At 42.5% G+C, this 16,898-nt stretch carries 15 protein-coding genes; 14 read left to right on the forward strand and 1 reads right to left on the reverse strand.

Features of this window, described 5'->3' with window-relative positions:
• The first annotated feature begins 30 nt into the window (after positions 1-30).
• The 14 genes from nlpI to L5M49_RS14825 all read left to right on the forward strand — a co-directional run bounded on the left by nlpI (position 31) and on the right by L5M49_RS14825 (position 16,653).
• Positions 31-933: a lipoprotein NlpI gene (gene nlpI / locus L5M49_RS14760; protein ID WP_263191232.1), complete on the forward strand. Its 903-nt coding sequence runs from the start codon at positions 31-33 to the stop codon at positions 931-933.
• A gap of 99 nt (positions 934-1,032) precedes the next feature.
• Positions 1,033-2,613 carry a peptide chain release factor 3 gene (gene prfC / locus L5M49_RS14765; protein ID WP_105251704.1) on the forward strand — a complete coding sequence of 527 codons (1,581 nt, stop codon included), beginning with the start codon at positions 1,033-1,035 and terminating at the stop codon, positions 2,611-2,613.
• 91 nt (positions 2,614-2,704) lie between these two features.
• Positions 2,705-2,908, forward strand: a complete 204-nt coding sequence (locus L5M49_RS14770) for a hypothetical protein (protein WP_105251705.1) — start codon at positions 2,705-2,707, stop codon at positions 2,906-2,908.
• Between the two features lie 10 nt (positions 2,909-2,918).
• The gene (locus L5M49_RS14775) at positions 2,919-3,683 is read left to right on the forward strand and encodes a TatD family hydrolase (RefSeq protein WP_263176272.1); all 765 of its coding nucleotides are present in this window, start codon (positions 2,919-2,921) and stop codon (positions 3,681-3,683) included.
• 176 nt (positions 3,684-3,859) lie between these two features.
• On the forward strand, positions 3,860-5,155 hold the full coding sequence (locus L5M49_RS14780; protein ID WP_263140119.1) for a NupC/NupG family nucleoside CNT transporter: 1,296 nt from the start codon (positions 3,860-3,862) through the stop codon (positions 5,153-5,155).
• Between the two features lie 347 nt (positions 5,156-5,502).
• Positions 5,503-6,342: an outer membrane protein OmpK gene (locus tag L5M49_RS14785; protein ID WP_113939307.1), complete on the forward strand. Its 840-nt coding sequence runs from the start codon at positions 5,503-5,505 to the stop codon at positions 6,340-6,342.
• Positions 6,343-6,763: 421 nt separating this feature from the next.
• A complete protein-coding gene (gene deoC / locus L5M49_RS14790; protein ID WP_006086931.1) occupies positions 6,764-7,534 on the forward strand; it encodes a deoxyribose-phosphate aldolase in 771 nt (256 codons plus the stop codon).
• 184 nt (positions 7,535-7,718) lie between these two features.
• Positions 7,719-9,050 (forward strand): thymidine phosphorylase, encoded by a 1,332-nt coding sequence (deoA, locus tag L5M49_RS14795; protein WP_263266344.1) that lies wholly within the window; start codon positions 7,719-7,721, stop codon positions 9,048-9,050.
• Between the two features lie 9 nt (positions 9,051-9,059).
• On the forward strand, positions 9,060-10,274 hold the full coding sequence (locus tag L5M49_RS14800; protein WP_263266345.1) for a phosphopentomutase: 1,215 nt from the start codon (positions 9,060-9,062) through the stop codon (positions 10,272-10,274).
• 91 nt (positions 10,275-10,365) lie between these two features.
• On the forward strand, positions 10,366-11,076 hold the full coding sequence (gene deoD, locus L5M49_RS14805) for a purine-nucleoside phosphorylase (RefSeq protein WP_006086929.1): 711 nt from the start codon (positions 10,366-10,368) through the stop codon (positions 11,074-11,076).
• A 186-nt stretch (positions 11,077-11,262) separates the two neighbouring features.
• Complete coding sequence (pilV, locus tag L5M49_RS14810) at positions 11,263-11,850, forward strand: type IV pilus modification protein PilV (RefSeq protein WP_263206147.1); 588 nt, start codon at positions 11,263-11,265, stop codon at positions 11,848-11,850.
• Between the two features lie 10 nt (positions 11,851-11,860).
• Positions 11,861-12,811 (forward strand): PilW family protein, encoded by a 951-nt coding sequence (locus L5M49_RS14815; RefSeq protein ID WP_263205894.1) that lies wholly within the window; start codon positions 11,861-11,863, stop codon positions 12,809-12,811.
• Positions 12,812-12,847: 36 nt separating this feature from the next.
• Positions 12,848-13,309 (forward strand): pilus assembly PilX N-terminal domain-containing protein, encoded by a 462-nt coding sequence (locus tag L5M49_RS14820; RefSeq protein ID WP_263205896.1) that lies wholly within the window; start codon positions 12,848-12,850, stop codon positions 13,307-13,309.
• 2 nt (positions 13,310-13,311) lie between these two features.
• Positions 13,312-16,653: a pilus assembly protein gene (locus L5M49_RS14825; RefSeq protein ID WP_263266346.1), complete on the forward strand. Its 3,342-nt coding sequence runs from the start codon at positions 13,312-13,314 to the stop codon at positions 16,651-16,653.
• A 53-nt stretch (positions 16,654-16,706) separates the two neighbouring features.
• On the opposite strand, the gene L5M49_RS14830 is transcribed toward L5M49_RS14825, so the two are convergent.
• Positions 16,707-16,898, reverse strand: a 192-nt coding sequence (locus tag L5M49_RS14830) for a transposase (RefSeq protein WP_263255047.1), incomplete at its 5' end; no start/stop codon positions are given.

Below are 16,898 nucleotides of genomic sequence, written 5' to 3' on the forward strand. Positions count from 1 at the left end.
TATGTTGGGAATCTAAAAAGGTAGAAATGGATGAGTCTTAAAATTAGAACCGCTGTCGTTGCTGTGCTGGCGAGTGCCAGTCTGTTGTTAGCCGGATGCGCAACCACCCAGTCTCCTTTAGATAACCATAATGATGTTGAAGGTAAATTGGTTGTCGCGCCTGTCATGCCTGATTATAAAGTCGAAGTGACACTGGCAAAACTCAACGAGATTTTGGCTACGGTCGAACTGACGAATGAACAGAGAGCTAGATTTCATTACGATCGTGGTGTGATTTACGACAGTGTAGGCTTAAGACTGCTCGCACGGATTGATTTTATGCAAGCGTTAAAACTTCAGCCTGATCTTGCTGATGCCTATAATTTCCTTGGAATTTATTACACCCAAGAAGGTGAATACGACAGCGCCTATGAAGCCTTCGATGGCGTATTAGAGTTAGCACCTAATTATGATTATGCCTATTTGAATCGCGGTATTGCTTTGTACTATGGCGACCGCATTGATTTAGCGACTAAAGATATGCAGGCGTTTTATGCAGGCGATAATAAAGACGGTTATCGGGCATTATGGCTGTATTTGATTGATTTTAAAGCTGACTCCGTTGAAGCGAAAAAACAGTTAGCGCAGCATCGTCAGAATTTAGAAAATGATGCTTGGGCGACCGTTATCGTCGATTATTATTTAGGTAAAAAAAGCCGTGATGAGGTGTTTTCTGCCGCTAAAGTAGGCTTAACATATCCGAAAGAATATGCTGAACGTTTATGCGAAGCTTATTTTTACCTTGCAAAAATGGCGATAGAAACTAAGCAATATCAAGATGCTGCAAACTATTTTCGCTTAGCATTGGCAACCAATATCTATGATTTTGTCGAACATAGATATGCGCGTATTGAACTCGCCAAAGTCAAAGGTTTGCTCGAAGCCACAAAATAACCTCTCTCAGCCCGAGTTCATCTCGGGCTTTGCCTAGCCAAGCTCGAACTGAGGCGCTATAATTTGCGCCTTTTTAGCGATACAAGTGCATAGGTTAACATGTCAGGCAATAAAGTAGAGGTCGATAAACGTCGCACCTTCGCGATCATATCGCACCCCGACGCGGGTAAAACAACCATTACCGAAAAAGTGCTGTTATTCGGAAACGCTTTGCAGAAAGCGGGTACGGTTAAAGGCAAAAAATCGGGTCAGCATGCTAAGTCTGACTGGATGGAAATGGAAAAAGACCGTGGTATTTCTATTACTACGTCTGTCATGCAATTTCCCTATGGTGGCGCCCTTGTTAACCTACTCGATACGCCTGGTCACGAAGACTTCTCTGAAGATACTTATCGTACTCTGACGGCCGTTGACTCATGTTTGATGGTGATCGACTCTGCTAAGGGTGTTGAAGACCGTACGATCAAGTTGATGGAAGTGACACGTCTGCGTGATACGCCGATTGTGACCTTTATGAACAAACTCGACCGCGATATCCGTGATCCTATTGATCTGATGGATGAAGTCGAAAGCGTGCTGAATATTGCCTGTGCACCTATTACTTGGCCTATTGGCAGTGGTAAAGAGTTCAAAGGTATTTACCACATACTGCGTGATGAAGTGGTCTTGTATCAAGGCGGTATGGGACACACGATCCAAGAGCGTCGTGTAATTAAAGGCATTAATAATCCTGATCTTGAGAAAGCGATTGGCAGTTATGCCGCTGATTTGCGCAATGAGATGGAATTAGTGCGCGGCGCGTCGCATGAATTTGACCATGCAGCTTTCTTGAAAGGCGAGTTGACGCCAGTGTTCTTCGGTACTGCGCTAGGTAACTTTGGTGTGGACCATATTCTTGACGGCATCGTCGAGTGGGCACCTAAGCCATTACCGCGCGAAAGCGATACACGCGTTATCATGCCTGATGAAGAAAAATTCACCGGTTTCGTGTTCAAGATCCAAGCAAACATGGATCCAAAACACCGTGACCGTGTCGCCTTTATGCGTGTGTGTTCTGGCCGTTACGAGCAAGGCATGAAAATGCACCATGTGCGTATTGGTAAAGATGTTAACGTTAGCGATGCATTGACCTTTATGGCAGGCGATCGTGAGCGTGCTGAAGAAGCTTACCCAGGCGATATTATCGGTTTACATAACCATGGCACTATCCGTATTGGCGATACGTTTACCCAAGGTGAAAAATTCCGTTTCACTGGCGTACCTAACTTCGCCCCTGAAATGTTCCGCCGTATTCGTTTGCGCGATCCGCTTAAACAGAAGCAACTCTTAAAAGGCTTAGTACAGTTATCTGAAGAAGGTGCTGTACAAGTATTCCGCCCAATTGATACTAACGATTTGATTGTTGGCGCTGTGGGTGTACTGCAGTTTGAAGTGGTTGTTGGTCGTCTGAAGAGTGAATATAACGTTGAAGCTATTTACGAAGGTATTAGCGTGTCGACAGCTCGCTGGGTTTATTGTAAGGATGAGCGTAAGCTTGAAGAGTTCCGCCGTAAGTGTAGCCAAAACTTGGCTCTCGATGGTGGCGATAACTTAACCTATATTGCACCAACTATGGTTAACCTTAATCTTTCGATGGAAAGATATCCTGATATTGAGTTTGCGAAAACCCGCGAACATTAATAGGGTTCGGTCTAGAATAGTGGTTGAAATGGCGGTGAATTCACCGCCATTTTTGTATCTAATGAAAATTAAAAATCGGTTCTGGATGTGAATGATGGCGAATTGGATCACAAAAACATGGCAGGCTTATATTCATTGGTGCGACCGAATGGGGCTGACACCTGAAAATCGTCGCTGTTGCATGCCGCGCCTTGAAGATCCTCCATTAGCGGTAAAATGCGCCAAAGCTTTGGTGGTTGACGAAACGGTATCACCACCAGAACCTCATTCAATTGGTAAATCGACCGCAGAGTGAGGCATTTACTGTGATTGATACCCACGCCCATTTGGATTTTGCCGAGTTTGATGTTGACCGCGACGATGTGGTGTTACGAATGCACAGTGTTGGCGTAGATAATCTGATTATTCCCGGTGTGTCCCCGCGGCACTGGCACAAACAGCTCGCCGTTGCCGAACAATACCAAACTTATTTTGCCCTTGGTATTCATCCTTGGTTTTGTCCAGAGGATGTTGATGCTGGGATCTTAGCATTAACATCTCAAGTTTCGGCGTTACTAGAATGTCCTCGCTTTGTTGCTATTGGTGAATGTGGCTTAGATAAGCTCTATTCCTCAACTTGGCCTCAGCAGCTCGCATTTTTTGAGGCACAATTAGCTTTAGCTAAGTCCGTTAATCTGCCAGTTATTATTCATAGCGTAAAAGCACATTCAGAGGTTTTAGGATGTTTGAAAAAGCATCAATTGCCTAGAGGCGGTGTTATACATGCTTTTTCTGGCAGTACTGAAATTGCACTGGAATATATCAAATTAGGTTTTAAGCTGGGAATTGGTGGTTTGATTATGAACCCTAATGCTAAAAAATTGCTCAAAACTGTCAGCGAATTACCACTTCAGCACTTCATACTTGAGACTGACTCTCCTGCAATGACTCCGCTAAATGTTACTGAAAAACGTAACCAGCCCGCTAACCTTGTTCTTTTTATAGACAAAATTGCCAATTTGCAAAAAAAATCAAGTGTTCTAATATCAGAACACTTGGTGTCGAATGTAATGCAACTGTTTGACCTTTAGCTGTTTTTAAATAAACAGGTGTAGGTCGCACTAGCATTCTGCACTAAGCGATTGAAATTAAACTCCAAAAATATGATCAAAACGACGATTTTCGACTTTGCCTCGGGTATAATCTGACTCGGAAATAGGTTGATTAACAACATAATTAAAAAGTGTTAACAATAGGGTGATGGTTAATGGATATATTAATGAGTTTAGTAGGGGTGGTCACCCTACTTGCGATAGGTTTCCTCCTATCGAATAACAAAAAAGCAATTAATTTACGTACAGTGGGTGGCGCGTTAGCTATCCAAGCTGCCTTCGGTGGTTTTGTACTGTATATTCCTGTTGGTAAAGACATTCTGAAAGGGATGTCTGATGCGGTTTCTAGCGTTATTGGTTACGCACAAAACGGTATCGGTTTCCTGTTTGGTGATTTAGCTAACTTTAAACTTGGCTTTATCTTCGCAGTTAACGTGTTACCCGTTATTGTGTTCTTCTCTTCTCTGATTGCGGTTCTATATTACTTAGGCGTTATGCAGTGGATCATCCGTATCATCGGTGGTGGTTTACAAAAAGCATTGGGCACAAGCCGTACTGAATCGATGTCAGCAACAGCTAACATCTTCGTTGGTCAGACTGAAGCCCCATTAGTGGTTCGCCCATTCATTCCAACTATGACGCAGTCTGAACTGTTTGCGATCATGGTGGGTGGTTTGGCATCAATCGCGGGTTCAGTATTGGCTGGTTACGCGCAGATGGGTGTACCTATCGAATACTTAGTTGCCGCTTCATTCATGGCAGCACCAGGTGGTCTATTAATGGCTAAACTGATGCACCCTGAAACTGAAGCTGCTAAAAATGACATGAGCGATTTACCAGAAGATCCTGACAAACCAGCTAACGTATTAGACGCCGCTGCTGCAGGTGCTTCATCTGGTATGCATTTAGCCTTAAACGTAGGCGCTATGTTGTTAGCCTTCGTTGGTTTGATCGCTATGGTCAACGGCATTATTGGTGGTGTGGGTGGTTGGTTTGGCGTTGAAGGTTTAACACTTGAACTGATCCTTGGCTATGTGTTTATGCCATTAGCATTCCTTATCGGTGTGCCTTGGAATGAAGCATTAGTAGCAGGTTCTTTCATCGGTCAAAAGATCATTGTTAACGAATTCGTTGCTTACTTAAACTTTGCTCCATATATCTCTGATGCTGCCACTACTTGTACAGCGGTTGCTGCTGAAGTTGTTAAAGGCCTGCCGTTATGCGTTGCTGAAACTCAAGCTGTGATGACTCATAGAACACAAGCGATTATTTCGTTTGCTCTGTGTGGTTTCGCTAACTTGTCTTCAATCGCGATTTTGCTTGGTGGTTTAGGTGCTATGGCTCCTAACCGTCGTCATGATTTAGCTACAATGGGTATTCGTGCGGTTATCGCCGGCTCTTTAGCTAACTTAATGAGCGCAACACTTGCTGGTTTGTTCTTAGCTATCTAAGTAACAACAGCAGGGGGAAACCCCACTAACTGGGTCCTGACCATGCAGGGCAGGGCCTAAGTTAATTCAACCATTTTCCAGTAGTGATTCCTGTAGTGAATAGTTTCTCCAATTGAAAGATACAGAATGCAACTGAAGTGTAGCTGTCATTCTGTCTTAAATGTCGTGAGTCTACGGTTACGTTAATTAATCGTAATGCAGAAGTCGCGACTTTGTTCACAATTAAGAATTTTGTGTTTGTGATTTTACGCTAGATTATTGAGATTTTTTTTAATCTAGGTAGAATGCGAACGCCACAAAAAGAACGCTACCCTCGATGGTAGCAAACAAGATAAATGGGGTTGATGATGAAAAACGTTAAAACTTTAGCTTTAGCCGCTACTGCAGTAGCAGCAATCTCTGGCAACGCATTTGCTGCTGATCGTACTGATCTTCACGGTACTGATTATAAGTGGATGCAGTTCAACGCTATGTACTCTATTGGTGAAAAGCCAGATAACCCAGCAACAGGCGATCAACATAACTATTTAGAAATGGAATTCGGCGGTCGTTCTGGCGTATTCGATCTATACGGTTATGTTGACGTATTCAACTTAGCAAACCAATCAAGCAGCAACGGTGACAAGAACCCAGGTTCTGGCACAAGCAAAATTTTCATGAAGTTTGCTCCACGTGTGTCTATCGATGCTTTGACTGGTAAAGACTTATCTTTTGGCCCAGTTCAAGAAGTTTACTTCTCTACTCTGTTCAACTGGGACGGTCTGAATGGTGAAGGCGTTAACTCTTCATTCTGGGGTGTTGGTGCTGATGTAAACGTGCCTTGGTTAGGCAAAACAGGTATGAACCTATATGGTTTTTACGACCTGAATGCTAAAGAGTGGAACGGATATCAGTTCTCTGCTAACTGGTTCAAACCTTTCTACTTCTTTGATAACAAGAGCTTCCTGTCATTCCAAGGTTACATCGATTATCAATTCGGTGCAGATGAAGACCAAGCTGCTTTCGTACCAAAAACGTCAAACGGTGGTAACATCTTCTTCGGCCTATACTGGCATTCAGATCGTTATGCTCTGGGCTATGGCTTGAAAGGCTTCAAAGACGTTTATCTGTTAGAAGATGGTGCTGGTGCTCTAGCTCTAGAATCAACAGGTTGGTCACACTACCTGTCAGCAACTTACAAGTTCTAATCTCTTGTAATTATTGCTTGTTGGAGCCGCATTATGCGGCTCCATCTTTAGTTTTACCATGAGTCTTTATCTAAGCCTATTAGGCTAACAAGTGGGTTTATATAAAGGTTTGTGTTTTTCTCGCGCTAAAATGGATTTTTCGCGGAAAAGTAGGAGCAAGATTTTATTCGTATCCTCTCTTCCGGTCTTCAAGGATTCAAGTCGTGGTCACTTATAAGTTATTTTAAGTGTCAGGATGCCTATTGTTCTTTATGACTTAGGCAAGATTGAATACCTACAACAAGGTAGTTTGTACAAGCAAATTACTCGGCACCGCCTGAAGGCCCGGCCATATAAAAATAATCAAAATAATGCCACCTCTCAAGCGTTGCGTTTATGCGACTGATTTCTATTCATTTAATTTTTATTTTGGAGAGCTATTATGACTGATTTAAAAAAAGCAGCACAACGCGCCATTGAGTTAATGGACTTAACGACTTTGAATGATGACGACACAGATCAAAAAGTGATCGACCTGTGCCACAAAGCGAAAACGGCTGCGGGCAATACCGCCGCTATCTGCATTTACCCACGTTTCATTCCGATTGCACGCAAGACGCTAGATGAAATCGGTGCTGAAGATATCCAAATTGCCACTGTGACTAACTTCCCCCATGGCAATGATGACATTGCCATTGCTGTGCTAGAAACTCGCGCCGCTGTTGCCTATGGTGCCGACGAAGTTGACGTGGTATTCCCATACCGCGCACTGATGGAAGGCAATGAAACAATTGGTTTTGAATTAGTTAAAGCCTGTAAAGAAGCCTGTGGTGAAGTCTTGTTAAAAGTGATCATCGAATCTGGCGTGTTAGCTGATCCTGCACTTATCCGTCGTGCATCTGAGCTTTCAATCGATGCAGGTGCTGACTTTATTAAAACCTCTACTGGTAAAGTGCCTGTAAACGCCACACTTGAAGCAGCTGAAATCATGTTAACTGTGATCAGCGAGAAGAATACCCAAGTAGGCTTCAAGCCTGCTGGTGGTGTGCGTGATGCTGCACAAGCGGCTGAATTCCTAGGTGTTGCTGAGCGTATTTTAGGTGCTGATTGGGTTTCACCACGTACCTTTAGATTTGGTGCTTCAAGTTTACTAAACAGCTTGTTACACACACTAGAATTAGCTGATGCGCCTAAGCCGACTCAAGGCTATTAATTGCAAACTATCGCTGATTAATACTATCAGCGTATAGCGAGCCTAATTAAGTGTGACCTAAATCTATTTGGCAAACTCAAAACTTCGATAGTATGAACTTGTAATATTGCTACAGTTTTGATGTTTCATTGCAAAGATAAGCACTAGCGACAAGGTTGTTAGTGCCTATCTTGGAGGCAGTATCATGTTTCTAGCTCAAGAGATTATTCGTAAAAAACGTAATGGTTTAGCGCTAAGTTCTGCAGAAATACAGTTTTTTGTTCAATGTATCACTACTAACGCAGTGTCCGAAGGTCAGATCGCCGCATTAGGTATGGCGGTGTATTTTAATGACATGAATATGGATGAAAGAATCGCTTTAACGACTGCGATGCGTGATTCTGGCACTGTGCTTAATTGGCAATCATTGGGACTCAACGGTCCTGTCATCGACAAACACAGCACTGGTGGTGTCGGTGATGTGATTAGTCTCATGCTCGGCCCTATGGCTGCGGCTTGTGGCGGTTATGTGCCTATGATTTCTGGGCGCGGCCTAGGTCATACTGGCGGCACGCTCGATAAGTTTGATGCCATTCCGGGTTACCAAACTGAGCCTTCAAGTGAATTGTTCCGCAAAGTGGTTAAAGAAGTCGGGGTGGCGATTATTGGCCAAACGGGCGACCTCGTCCCTGCCGATAAACGCTTCTATTCTATCCGCGATAATACTGCCACCGTTGAATCTATTTCCCTCATCACAGCATCGATTCTGTCTAAGAAATTAGCTTGTAATTTAGATGCGTTGGCGATGGACGTAAAAGTTGGTAGTGGCGCTTTCATGCCAACCTATGAGGCATCGGAAGAATTAGCTCGCAGTATTGCAGCTGTTGCTAATGGCGCGGGTACTAAAACGACGGCTTTACTTACCGATATGAATCAAGTGCTTGCATCTTGTGCAGGTAACGCGGTTGAAGTGAAAGAAGCCATCGACTTTTTAACGGGTGCTTACCGTAACCCGCGTTTATATGAAGTCACTATGGGTCTTTGTGCTGAGATGCTGCTTCTAGGCGGTCTTGCAAGCAATGAAGCCGACGCTCGCGCTAAACTGAATCGTGTACTCGACAATGGTCGCGCTGCAGAACTCTTTGGCAAGATGGTGTCGGGTCTTGGTGGTCCAGTCGATTTTGTTGAAAACTACAATAAATACCTACCGCAATCACAAATTATTCGCCCAGTTTTTGCCGATATGCAAGGTTATGCCTATAGCATGGATACCCGTGAGTTAGGTTTAGCGGTTGTGACCTTAGGTGGCGGCCGCCGTAAGCCCGGTGATGCACTAGACTATAGTGTTGGCTTAACTCAAGTGTGTGCTTTAGGCGATAAAGTAGATTCATCGACTCCGATTGCCGTTATCCATGCACAGTCTGAAGCCGCCTTTGCTGAAGCAGAACTTGCGGTGAAAAAAGCGATTCACATTGGTGAAACCGCTCCAGAAAAAACACCTGAGATCTATGCCTATATTCGTGCATCGGATCTTTAAGGAAGAATTATGAAACGTACCATTATTATGATGTTGGACTCCTTTGGAGTCGGTGCTTCTGCTGATGCAGCAAGCTTTGGTGATGTTGGTTCCGATACCTTTGGTCATATTGCTAAAGCATGTGCCGAAGGCAAAGCCGATATTGGCCGCGAAGGTCCGCTGAAATTACCTAACTTAGCGCGCTTAGGTTTAGGCCATGCGGCGATGGAAAGTACTGGCGCCTTTGCTTCCGGTTTTGGCGATAATGTTGAGCTGATTGGTGCTTATGGTCATGCACAAGAGTTAAGTTCGGGTAAAGATACGCCGAGCGGTCACTGGGAGATGGCGGGCGTGCCCGTACTATTCGAGTGGGGTTATTTCAGCGAGCACCAAAATTCTTTCCCTAAAGAACTGACGGATAAGATCTTAGCCCGTGCAGGTCTGGATGGATTCTTAGGTAATTGCCATGCCTCAGGTACAACCATTTTAGAAGAGTTAGGCGAAGAGCACATGCGCTCTGGCAAGCCTATTTTCTACACCTCTGCTGATTCAGTATTCCAAATCGCTTGTCATGAAGAAACCTTCGGTTTAGACAATCTCTATCGTCTTTGCGAAATAACCCGTGAAGAGTTAGAGCCTTACAACATAGGTCGCGTCATTGCCCGTCCATTTGATGGTACTGGTCCAAGTGATTTTGCCCGTACCGGCAATCGTAAGGATTATTCGCTCGCGCCACCGGCAAAAACTGTACTCGATAAGCTGAAAGAGGCTGGCGGTGAAGTGGTGAGTGTAGGCAAGATTGCCGACATTTATGCTTACTGTGGTATCACTAAAAAAGTGAAGGCGAACGGCTTAGAAGCACTTTTCGATGCGACCTTAGCTGAAGTGAAATCTGCGGGTGATAACACTATAGTGTTTACTAACTTCGTTGATTTCGACTCTCACTACGGTCATCGCCGTGATGTTGCTGGCTATGCCAAAGGGCTGGAATATTTCGATGCCCGTTTGCCTGAAATGCTCGCATTATTAGGTGAAAATGATCTGCTGATTTTAACGGCGGATCACGGTTGCGATCCAACATGGCAAGGCACGGATCATACCCGTGAATATGTGCCAGTATTAGTCTTTGGCGCTGGATTGAAAGCGGGATCGCTGGGTCGTCGTAATAGCTTTGCTGATATCGGCCAATCTATTGCGAGCCACTTTAAGCTTGAACCTATGGCCTATGGCGAATCGTTCCTTTAGGCAAATTAGCATTTATTTCGATTTGGCGGCTGACATTTGCCGTCAGTAAACAAAGACTTAAGTCTTAATAAAATAAACAGGGGTTATTTCGATGGCAACACCACACATTAATGCTGTAGAGGGCGCATTCGCTGAGACAATGCTGTTTCCAGGCGATCCATTACGTGCAAAATATATTGCTGAAACATTCTTAGAAAATGTTGAGCAAGTGACTGATGTTCGAAACATGCTAGGTTTTACTGGTACTTACAAAGGTAAGCGTATTTCAGTAATGGGTTCTGGCATGGGTATTCCTTCATGCTCTATCTATGCAACTGAATTAATTCGTGATTACGGCGTTAAGAACCTGATCCGTGTGGGTACTTGTGGTGCGATCAGCACTGACGTTAAAGTACGTGACGTGATCATCGGTATGGGTGCATGTACTGACTCAGCGGTTAACCGTTTACGTTTTAAAGGCCAAGATTTTGCCGCTATCGCTAACTATGAGCTGATGAATGCGGTTATCGAATCTGCGAAAGTTCGTGGCACTAAAGTTCGCGTAGGTAATATTTTCTCTGCGGACCTGTTCTACACTCCTGATCCACAAATGTTTGACGTGATGGAGAAGATGGGCGTATTAGGCGTAGAAATGGAAGCGGCTGGTTTGTACGGCGTTGCCCATGAGTTTGGTGCGCGTGCCCTGTGCGTTGTGACTGTATCTGATCATATCCGCACCGGTGAAAAGACTTCTGCAGAAGAACGTCAAACCACATTCAATGACATGATCATCATGACATTAGAAGCGGCGATTACACTGTAACTGTTACGCTGTAAGAGTGAGTGTCAATAAAAAAGAGGCTATATGCCTCTTTTTTATTGTCTCAAATTCATTCAAAGCATAATGATGTCAATGCTTATGTGCTAATGTTACTGGCTACCTACATTTTACTCATCTATTATTAACTGTTGGTAATTTTTATCGTAATACTAAAATTTTTAAAGGTAAATAGCTGAAAAGCTTGTCAAAAATATGGCTAAAATCGAAAGGTTGACACAAGGGGAATTTCAACGGGGCTTCTCATTAATTGAAGTGCTTGTTGCGTTAGTGATCTTAGTCATTGGCTTAATTGGCATTTTTAATCTGCATATTGTTGCAAAGCGTGGCAGCTTCGAGTCATTTCAGCAAACCCAAGCCTCCTATTATGCGAACGATATTATCAATCGAATGAAGCTGAATAGAACACAACTGGGCAATTACGATGGAGAGTACACAGGTACTCTGAGTAAACCCGGTAGTGTTTGTGATGTTGCAGTTGGAGCCGTGAATATATGTACTCCAGAAGAGACAGAAGCTTGGGACCTATATCAGTGGGAGCAGAGTTTTATGGGGGCTGCTGAAGTTGTGGATAGTCAGAATGTTGGGGGATTAGATTCGCCAACGGCTTGTATTAATGTAAATGGTTCAACTGTAACAGTTACTGTTGCATGGAGAGGGATCCAAGAGGGCGCGGGTACAAGTTATTCAGGCAGTGAATGCGGAAAAGATATTGGTACGCGTAGACGGCTTTTTATTCTTTCGACAATGATTATTTAGGTTAATTATTATGGCCAACTCAAAAAACTGTCAGAAAGGGATGTCATTAGTCGAGTTAATGGTCTCTATGGTTATTGGCCTATTTCTCACTCTTGGCCTTTTTGCCATGTTTAGCATGTCCTCTTCCAATGTAATTACGACGAGCCAATTTAGTCAATTGCAAGAAAATGGCCGAATTGCTTTATCAATAATGGAAAGAGACATCAGCCAATTTGGATTTATGGCGGAAATGAATTCTACTACTACGCCAACCATATTGGATGCTGTAGGGAATGACTGTATTGGTGCCGGACTTAACAATGCAACCCTACCTAATGGTGTTAATTTTTACTATTTATGGGGATATGAAGAAGGTGTAAGTGCTGATTCTTTAAGCTGTCTGGATGGTGTTAATAAAAATACAGATGTGATACAAATTAAAAGATTAGTTGGTCCGTCAGTTAAAAATCCTAATGGAGAGCGTTTTTATATGGCGATAACCTCGGAGTTTGCAGTTATTTTTAAAGGTGGAAATCCCCCCGTGCCTGTTATTGATAATGCACGTTTTTGGGAATATCAACATCATGTCTATTTTATTAAAAATGATGGTTCCGTACCTGTTTTACGCCGAAAAACTTTAACTAAAAATAATGGCATGAACAACGAAGAACAGTTAGTTGAAGGCATAGAGAATATGCGTATTCTCTATGGTTTTGATAGTAACGGAGATGATACGGCCGATAGTTTTATGCCAGCAGAAAACGTAACTAGTTTGATGTGGGATAACGTCACTATTCGGCTTGTCGCATTAAGAATTTTCTTACTTGTTCGTGCTACTAATGAAGATAAAAATTATATTAATGATGTAACTTATATTTTAGGTGATAAAGAAATTATGGGATTTAATGACCATTACCGCCGTAAAGTAATGTCAACCACAGTAATGGTCGAAAATCCTGTACCGGCTCCACAGTTTAATTAGTTATTTAAGCAACATTTTGAGTATAAGGTTAATTAAATGAATAGGCAAAAAGGAATTGTGTTATTTTTTGCGCTAATTGTATTGTTACTCATGACAATCATTGGTGTTGCTTTAGCTGTTAATTCAACCCAGTCCATGCGTATGTCTGGAGCAGGCTCAGAACGAATAGAAGCGAAGTCAATTGCCGATGGCGGCTTAGAAGCTGCAATTGATGTTAATAAAGGTACTATTTTGGCAAAAATATCCGCAATTATATCAACAAGTGAATTTGGTTCCGAGCAAACGTTAACGCCTATTCCCTACGAAGTTGATGCATTAGGTAATGTTGTTATTAGTGCAAAGGATGTAGGATGCCTACGGAGTACTCATCCCTATAGTGGTAATTTAGTCAGTTGTCGACAGGTTGAAATTAGCAGTACAGTCACTTTTGGCCGAGATAATTTAGGTCAACTCACTGTAGTCGAAGTTGTGGAACAAGAAGTTTTAACTGGGAGTTAGATATGATTATTAAAAGGCTGGCTTGTTCTATACTACTTGCGCTGACTTTTGTGTCGGCTTTCTCCTTCTGTGACGATACTGAGTTATATGTAAAAGAATCAACAACTCGAACGGGCGCAAGACCTAAAGTGCTCGTTATATTTGATAACTCAGGAAGTATGTCGACTGAAGAAATTACTCAGGTTGTAGACTATGACCCTAACTATGACTACCCAGCCGTAAGTGGTTCTGGGTATAGTGATACTCTTATTTATTATGCTGTTGGCGGTGGGGGATTACCCACCCCTGATACTAGCTCTGATAAGCGTAATTTTAAAGCTAGTTTAAATGGATGTAGTCAAAGCAAAGCTGCATTAGCAGAGTTTGGTCGTTTTACTGGGTATATAAGAGAGTTCACATCAAGTGGTACTACTGGCGTTTGGAAAGAACTACCTGAAACAAATGGTACTGCAATAAAAGTAATTGATTGTTGGGAAGATATTTCTCAAATAAATCCGAGTAATTCATCATCATATCCTAATGGATTTCCTGCTAACGGGGTAACAACGGGGTCAGGTAGTAAAAAGAAAGCATATCCATATTTTACTTCCTCACTACCAGGAACAACTTGGACCAATGCTTTAGCCGCAGCCAATAATACTGACTTTGGTGTTGGACAACCTATTACCTTGTACACTGATAATTACCTAAGATGGTACGGATTATCTAAAGCAGGAAAATTACCAACGGTAAAAGTTTCAAGACTAGAAATTGCGAAGAAAGCGATTTCTAATATTATTAGTTCAACTCCAACAGTGGATTTTGGACTTGCTGTATTTAATTATAATTATCCAAATGAAGGTAATCGAGACGGTGGTCGGATTGTATCTGGCATTACTCAGATGACGGATAGTACGCGTGCGAGTTTATTAACTACTATTGATAATTTGCTGGCAAAAACAAATACACCACTATGTGAGACTATGTATGAAGCTTACCGTTACTTTGCCGGTAAGGGCGTTAAATATGGTCATAGTGATACAGATTATGGCTCTTATGTTGGAAATAAACCACCGTATGACAGCTTAGTGGAGAAGAGTGGTAACTACGCAAGTCCATTTAAAGTATGTACGGATATTGCTTATGTTATCTATGTCACTGATGGCTCTCCAACTGTTGATAAAAATGCGAATAATGACGTTATTAGTTTAACTGCCACAGGAAGTAAAGAAGGGGATTACTCTTTATTTTCTAAAAATCTAGATACAGCAAGCTATTTGCCCGCATTAGCTAGTTATATGTTTAATAACGATTTAATTAACAAGTTGGACAGTTCAAATACTGAACAAATGCAGAATGTTCGTACTTATACTATTGGTTTTAGTAAAGGTGCAGAAGATGCCGCACCTTTACTTGCTGAGACGGCTAAAAGAGGTGGTGGTTTATATTTTGCTGCTCAAAACAGTCTTGAACTACAGAATGCACTTAATGATGCGTTATCAAATATTTTGAATATTGATTCAAGTTTTACATCTCCAAGTATTGCTAGTAATAATTTTGATAGGACTCAGACATTTGATGCCGCTTATTACGCTATGTTTCTCCCAGGCAAAGGACCTCGTTGGAGCGGTAATTTAAAAAAATTAAAAGTAACCGCAGATGGAACATTGGTTGATAGTAAAGGGAATGCAGCTATAGCGGATAACGGCAATATTAAAGATGGTGCCTGTACTATATGGTCGGATTGTGTTGCGCAAAAGGATGGGAATAAAGTTGAAGTTGGCGGAGTCGCGGCACAAATCAGAAAGCAAGAAGTTAGGAATATTGTAAGTAACTTAAATGGGTCCTCCAGTTTAACGCCCTTAACACTTGCTAATGCACAAACTGCAGCAGGCGGTGATGCTGCGCTAGCTAGCTATATGAGAACTAGCGTAGATGAGCTTGCTAATACGTTAAATTGGCTTAATGGGATAGATGTCGACGACGATAATAAAGATGGTAGTACGACAGATAAACGTAATGATATTATGGGTGATCCTCTTCATTCTAAGCCACTTGCACTCAATTTCGGCACAAAAAGCGCGACTGATATTCGTATCATGCTTGGTACTAATCAAGGTGTTGTGCATATGTTTAAAGATGCGGGCGAATCTGTATCAGAGACTTGGGGCTTTATTCCCTATGAGTTATTGCCTAATTTAACAGAACTGAGAAGTAATGATCCTTCAGGTGTACACACAGTATACGGAATGGATTCATCTCCAGTTGCTTACACAGAAACTGATGCTGAGGGTAAAGTGATTAAAGCATGGGTCTATATGGGGATGCGTCGAGGTGGCTCGTCTTATTATGCCCTCAATGTGACAAACCCTGATAGCCCTTCTCTAATGTGGACTATTAATCCATCAACGGATGGTTTTTCTGATCTTGGACAAACATGGTCTGAGCCTATAGTGACGAAAATCGTTGGTTATGAAAAGCCTGTACTCATTTTTGGTGGTGGCTACGATGTTAGTTTTGATGCAACTCCTTCATCTTCTCCGGTAGGTCGTGCGGTTTATATTGTCGATGCAGAGAAGGGAACTTTGATTCATTCATTTGGTGGCTCTGCATCGGGTGCAACAGCACTTTCGGGAATTCAGGATAGCATTCCAAACTCAGTCGCCGTACTTGATAGTAATAATGATGGGTATACAGATAGGATTTATGCCTCCGATGTCGGTGCAAATGTCTGGCGTATTGATCTTCCAAGTGCAAGTAAGTCGAGTTGGAGTGCATTTAAATTTGCTTCTTTAGGTGGTACTGATAGTAATAATCGCCGTTTTTATGCAGAACCTGTTGTAGCACAAACGATGTTTACTAATTTATCCGAAGTTAAGGTGACAACAGAGAGTGGTACTACTACGACTAAAACTTATCAAAATGTTCCCTATGATGCGGTGGTGATTGGAAGTGGAACGCGACCCCACCCATCATCTACTAATGTCAATGATATGTTTTTTACATTGCAAGATCGTAATGTGGTGACTAAGAGTTTTACTGGCGGTGATGTTCCCGAGGCGATCACAATCAATGATCTCTATGATGTGACTTCTACTGCACCTGCGTCTGAAGCCGACAACATAAGTTTCGGTAAAAAACTCGGCTGGTTCTATGATTTTAGTGGTCTAGGTGAAAAGAGTTTAACAGCTGCCTTGATTGTCCAAGGCAAAGTTTATTTCACTTCTTATTCTCCCCCTGCTGACTCGGTTGCCGATAACGTGTGTTTGGTGTCTGGTTCTGGCAAGTTATATCCGTTCGATTTGCACAAAGGAACGAGATCCTTTTCTCAATTATATTATGAACTGGGTGAACGTGTACCGTAAGCGTCCATTTTAGGACGTATTGACGCCTTATAGATTTCGGCCAAGCATCCTGGCTAGATGTCTTTCAGGATCTGCACCAGTCCTGGTGGGATTTTCCACTGGCGGTTATCATCGCTGACCACCATCACTGATTTCTTGTTGATTTTGATAACCACGCCGAACACTTGGCCTTCTTTGGCCTTGAAGTGGACTTTTTGGCCTAAACGTAGCTGGCTTAGAACATTGATGTCGTTTTGCAAACGTAA

Origin of the sequence: Shewanella sp. SM74 (assembly GCF_025653725.1) — a bacterium.
GTDB lineage: Bacteria > Pseudomonadota > Gammaproteobacteria > Enterobacterales > Shewanellaceae > Shewanella > Shewanella oncorhynchi.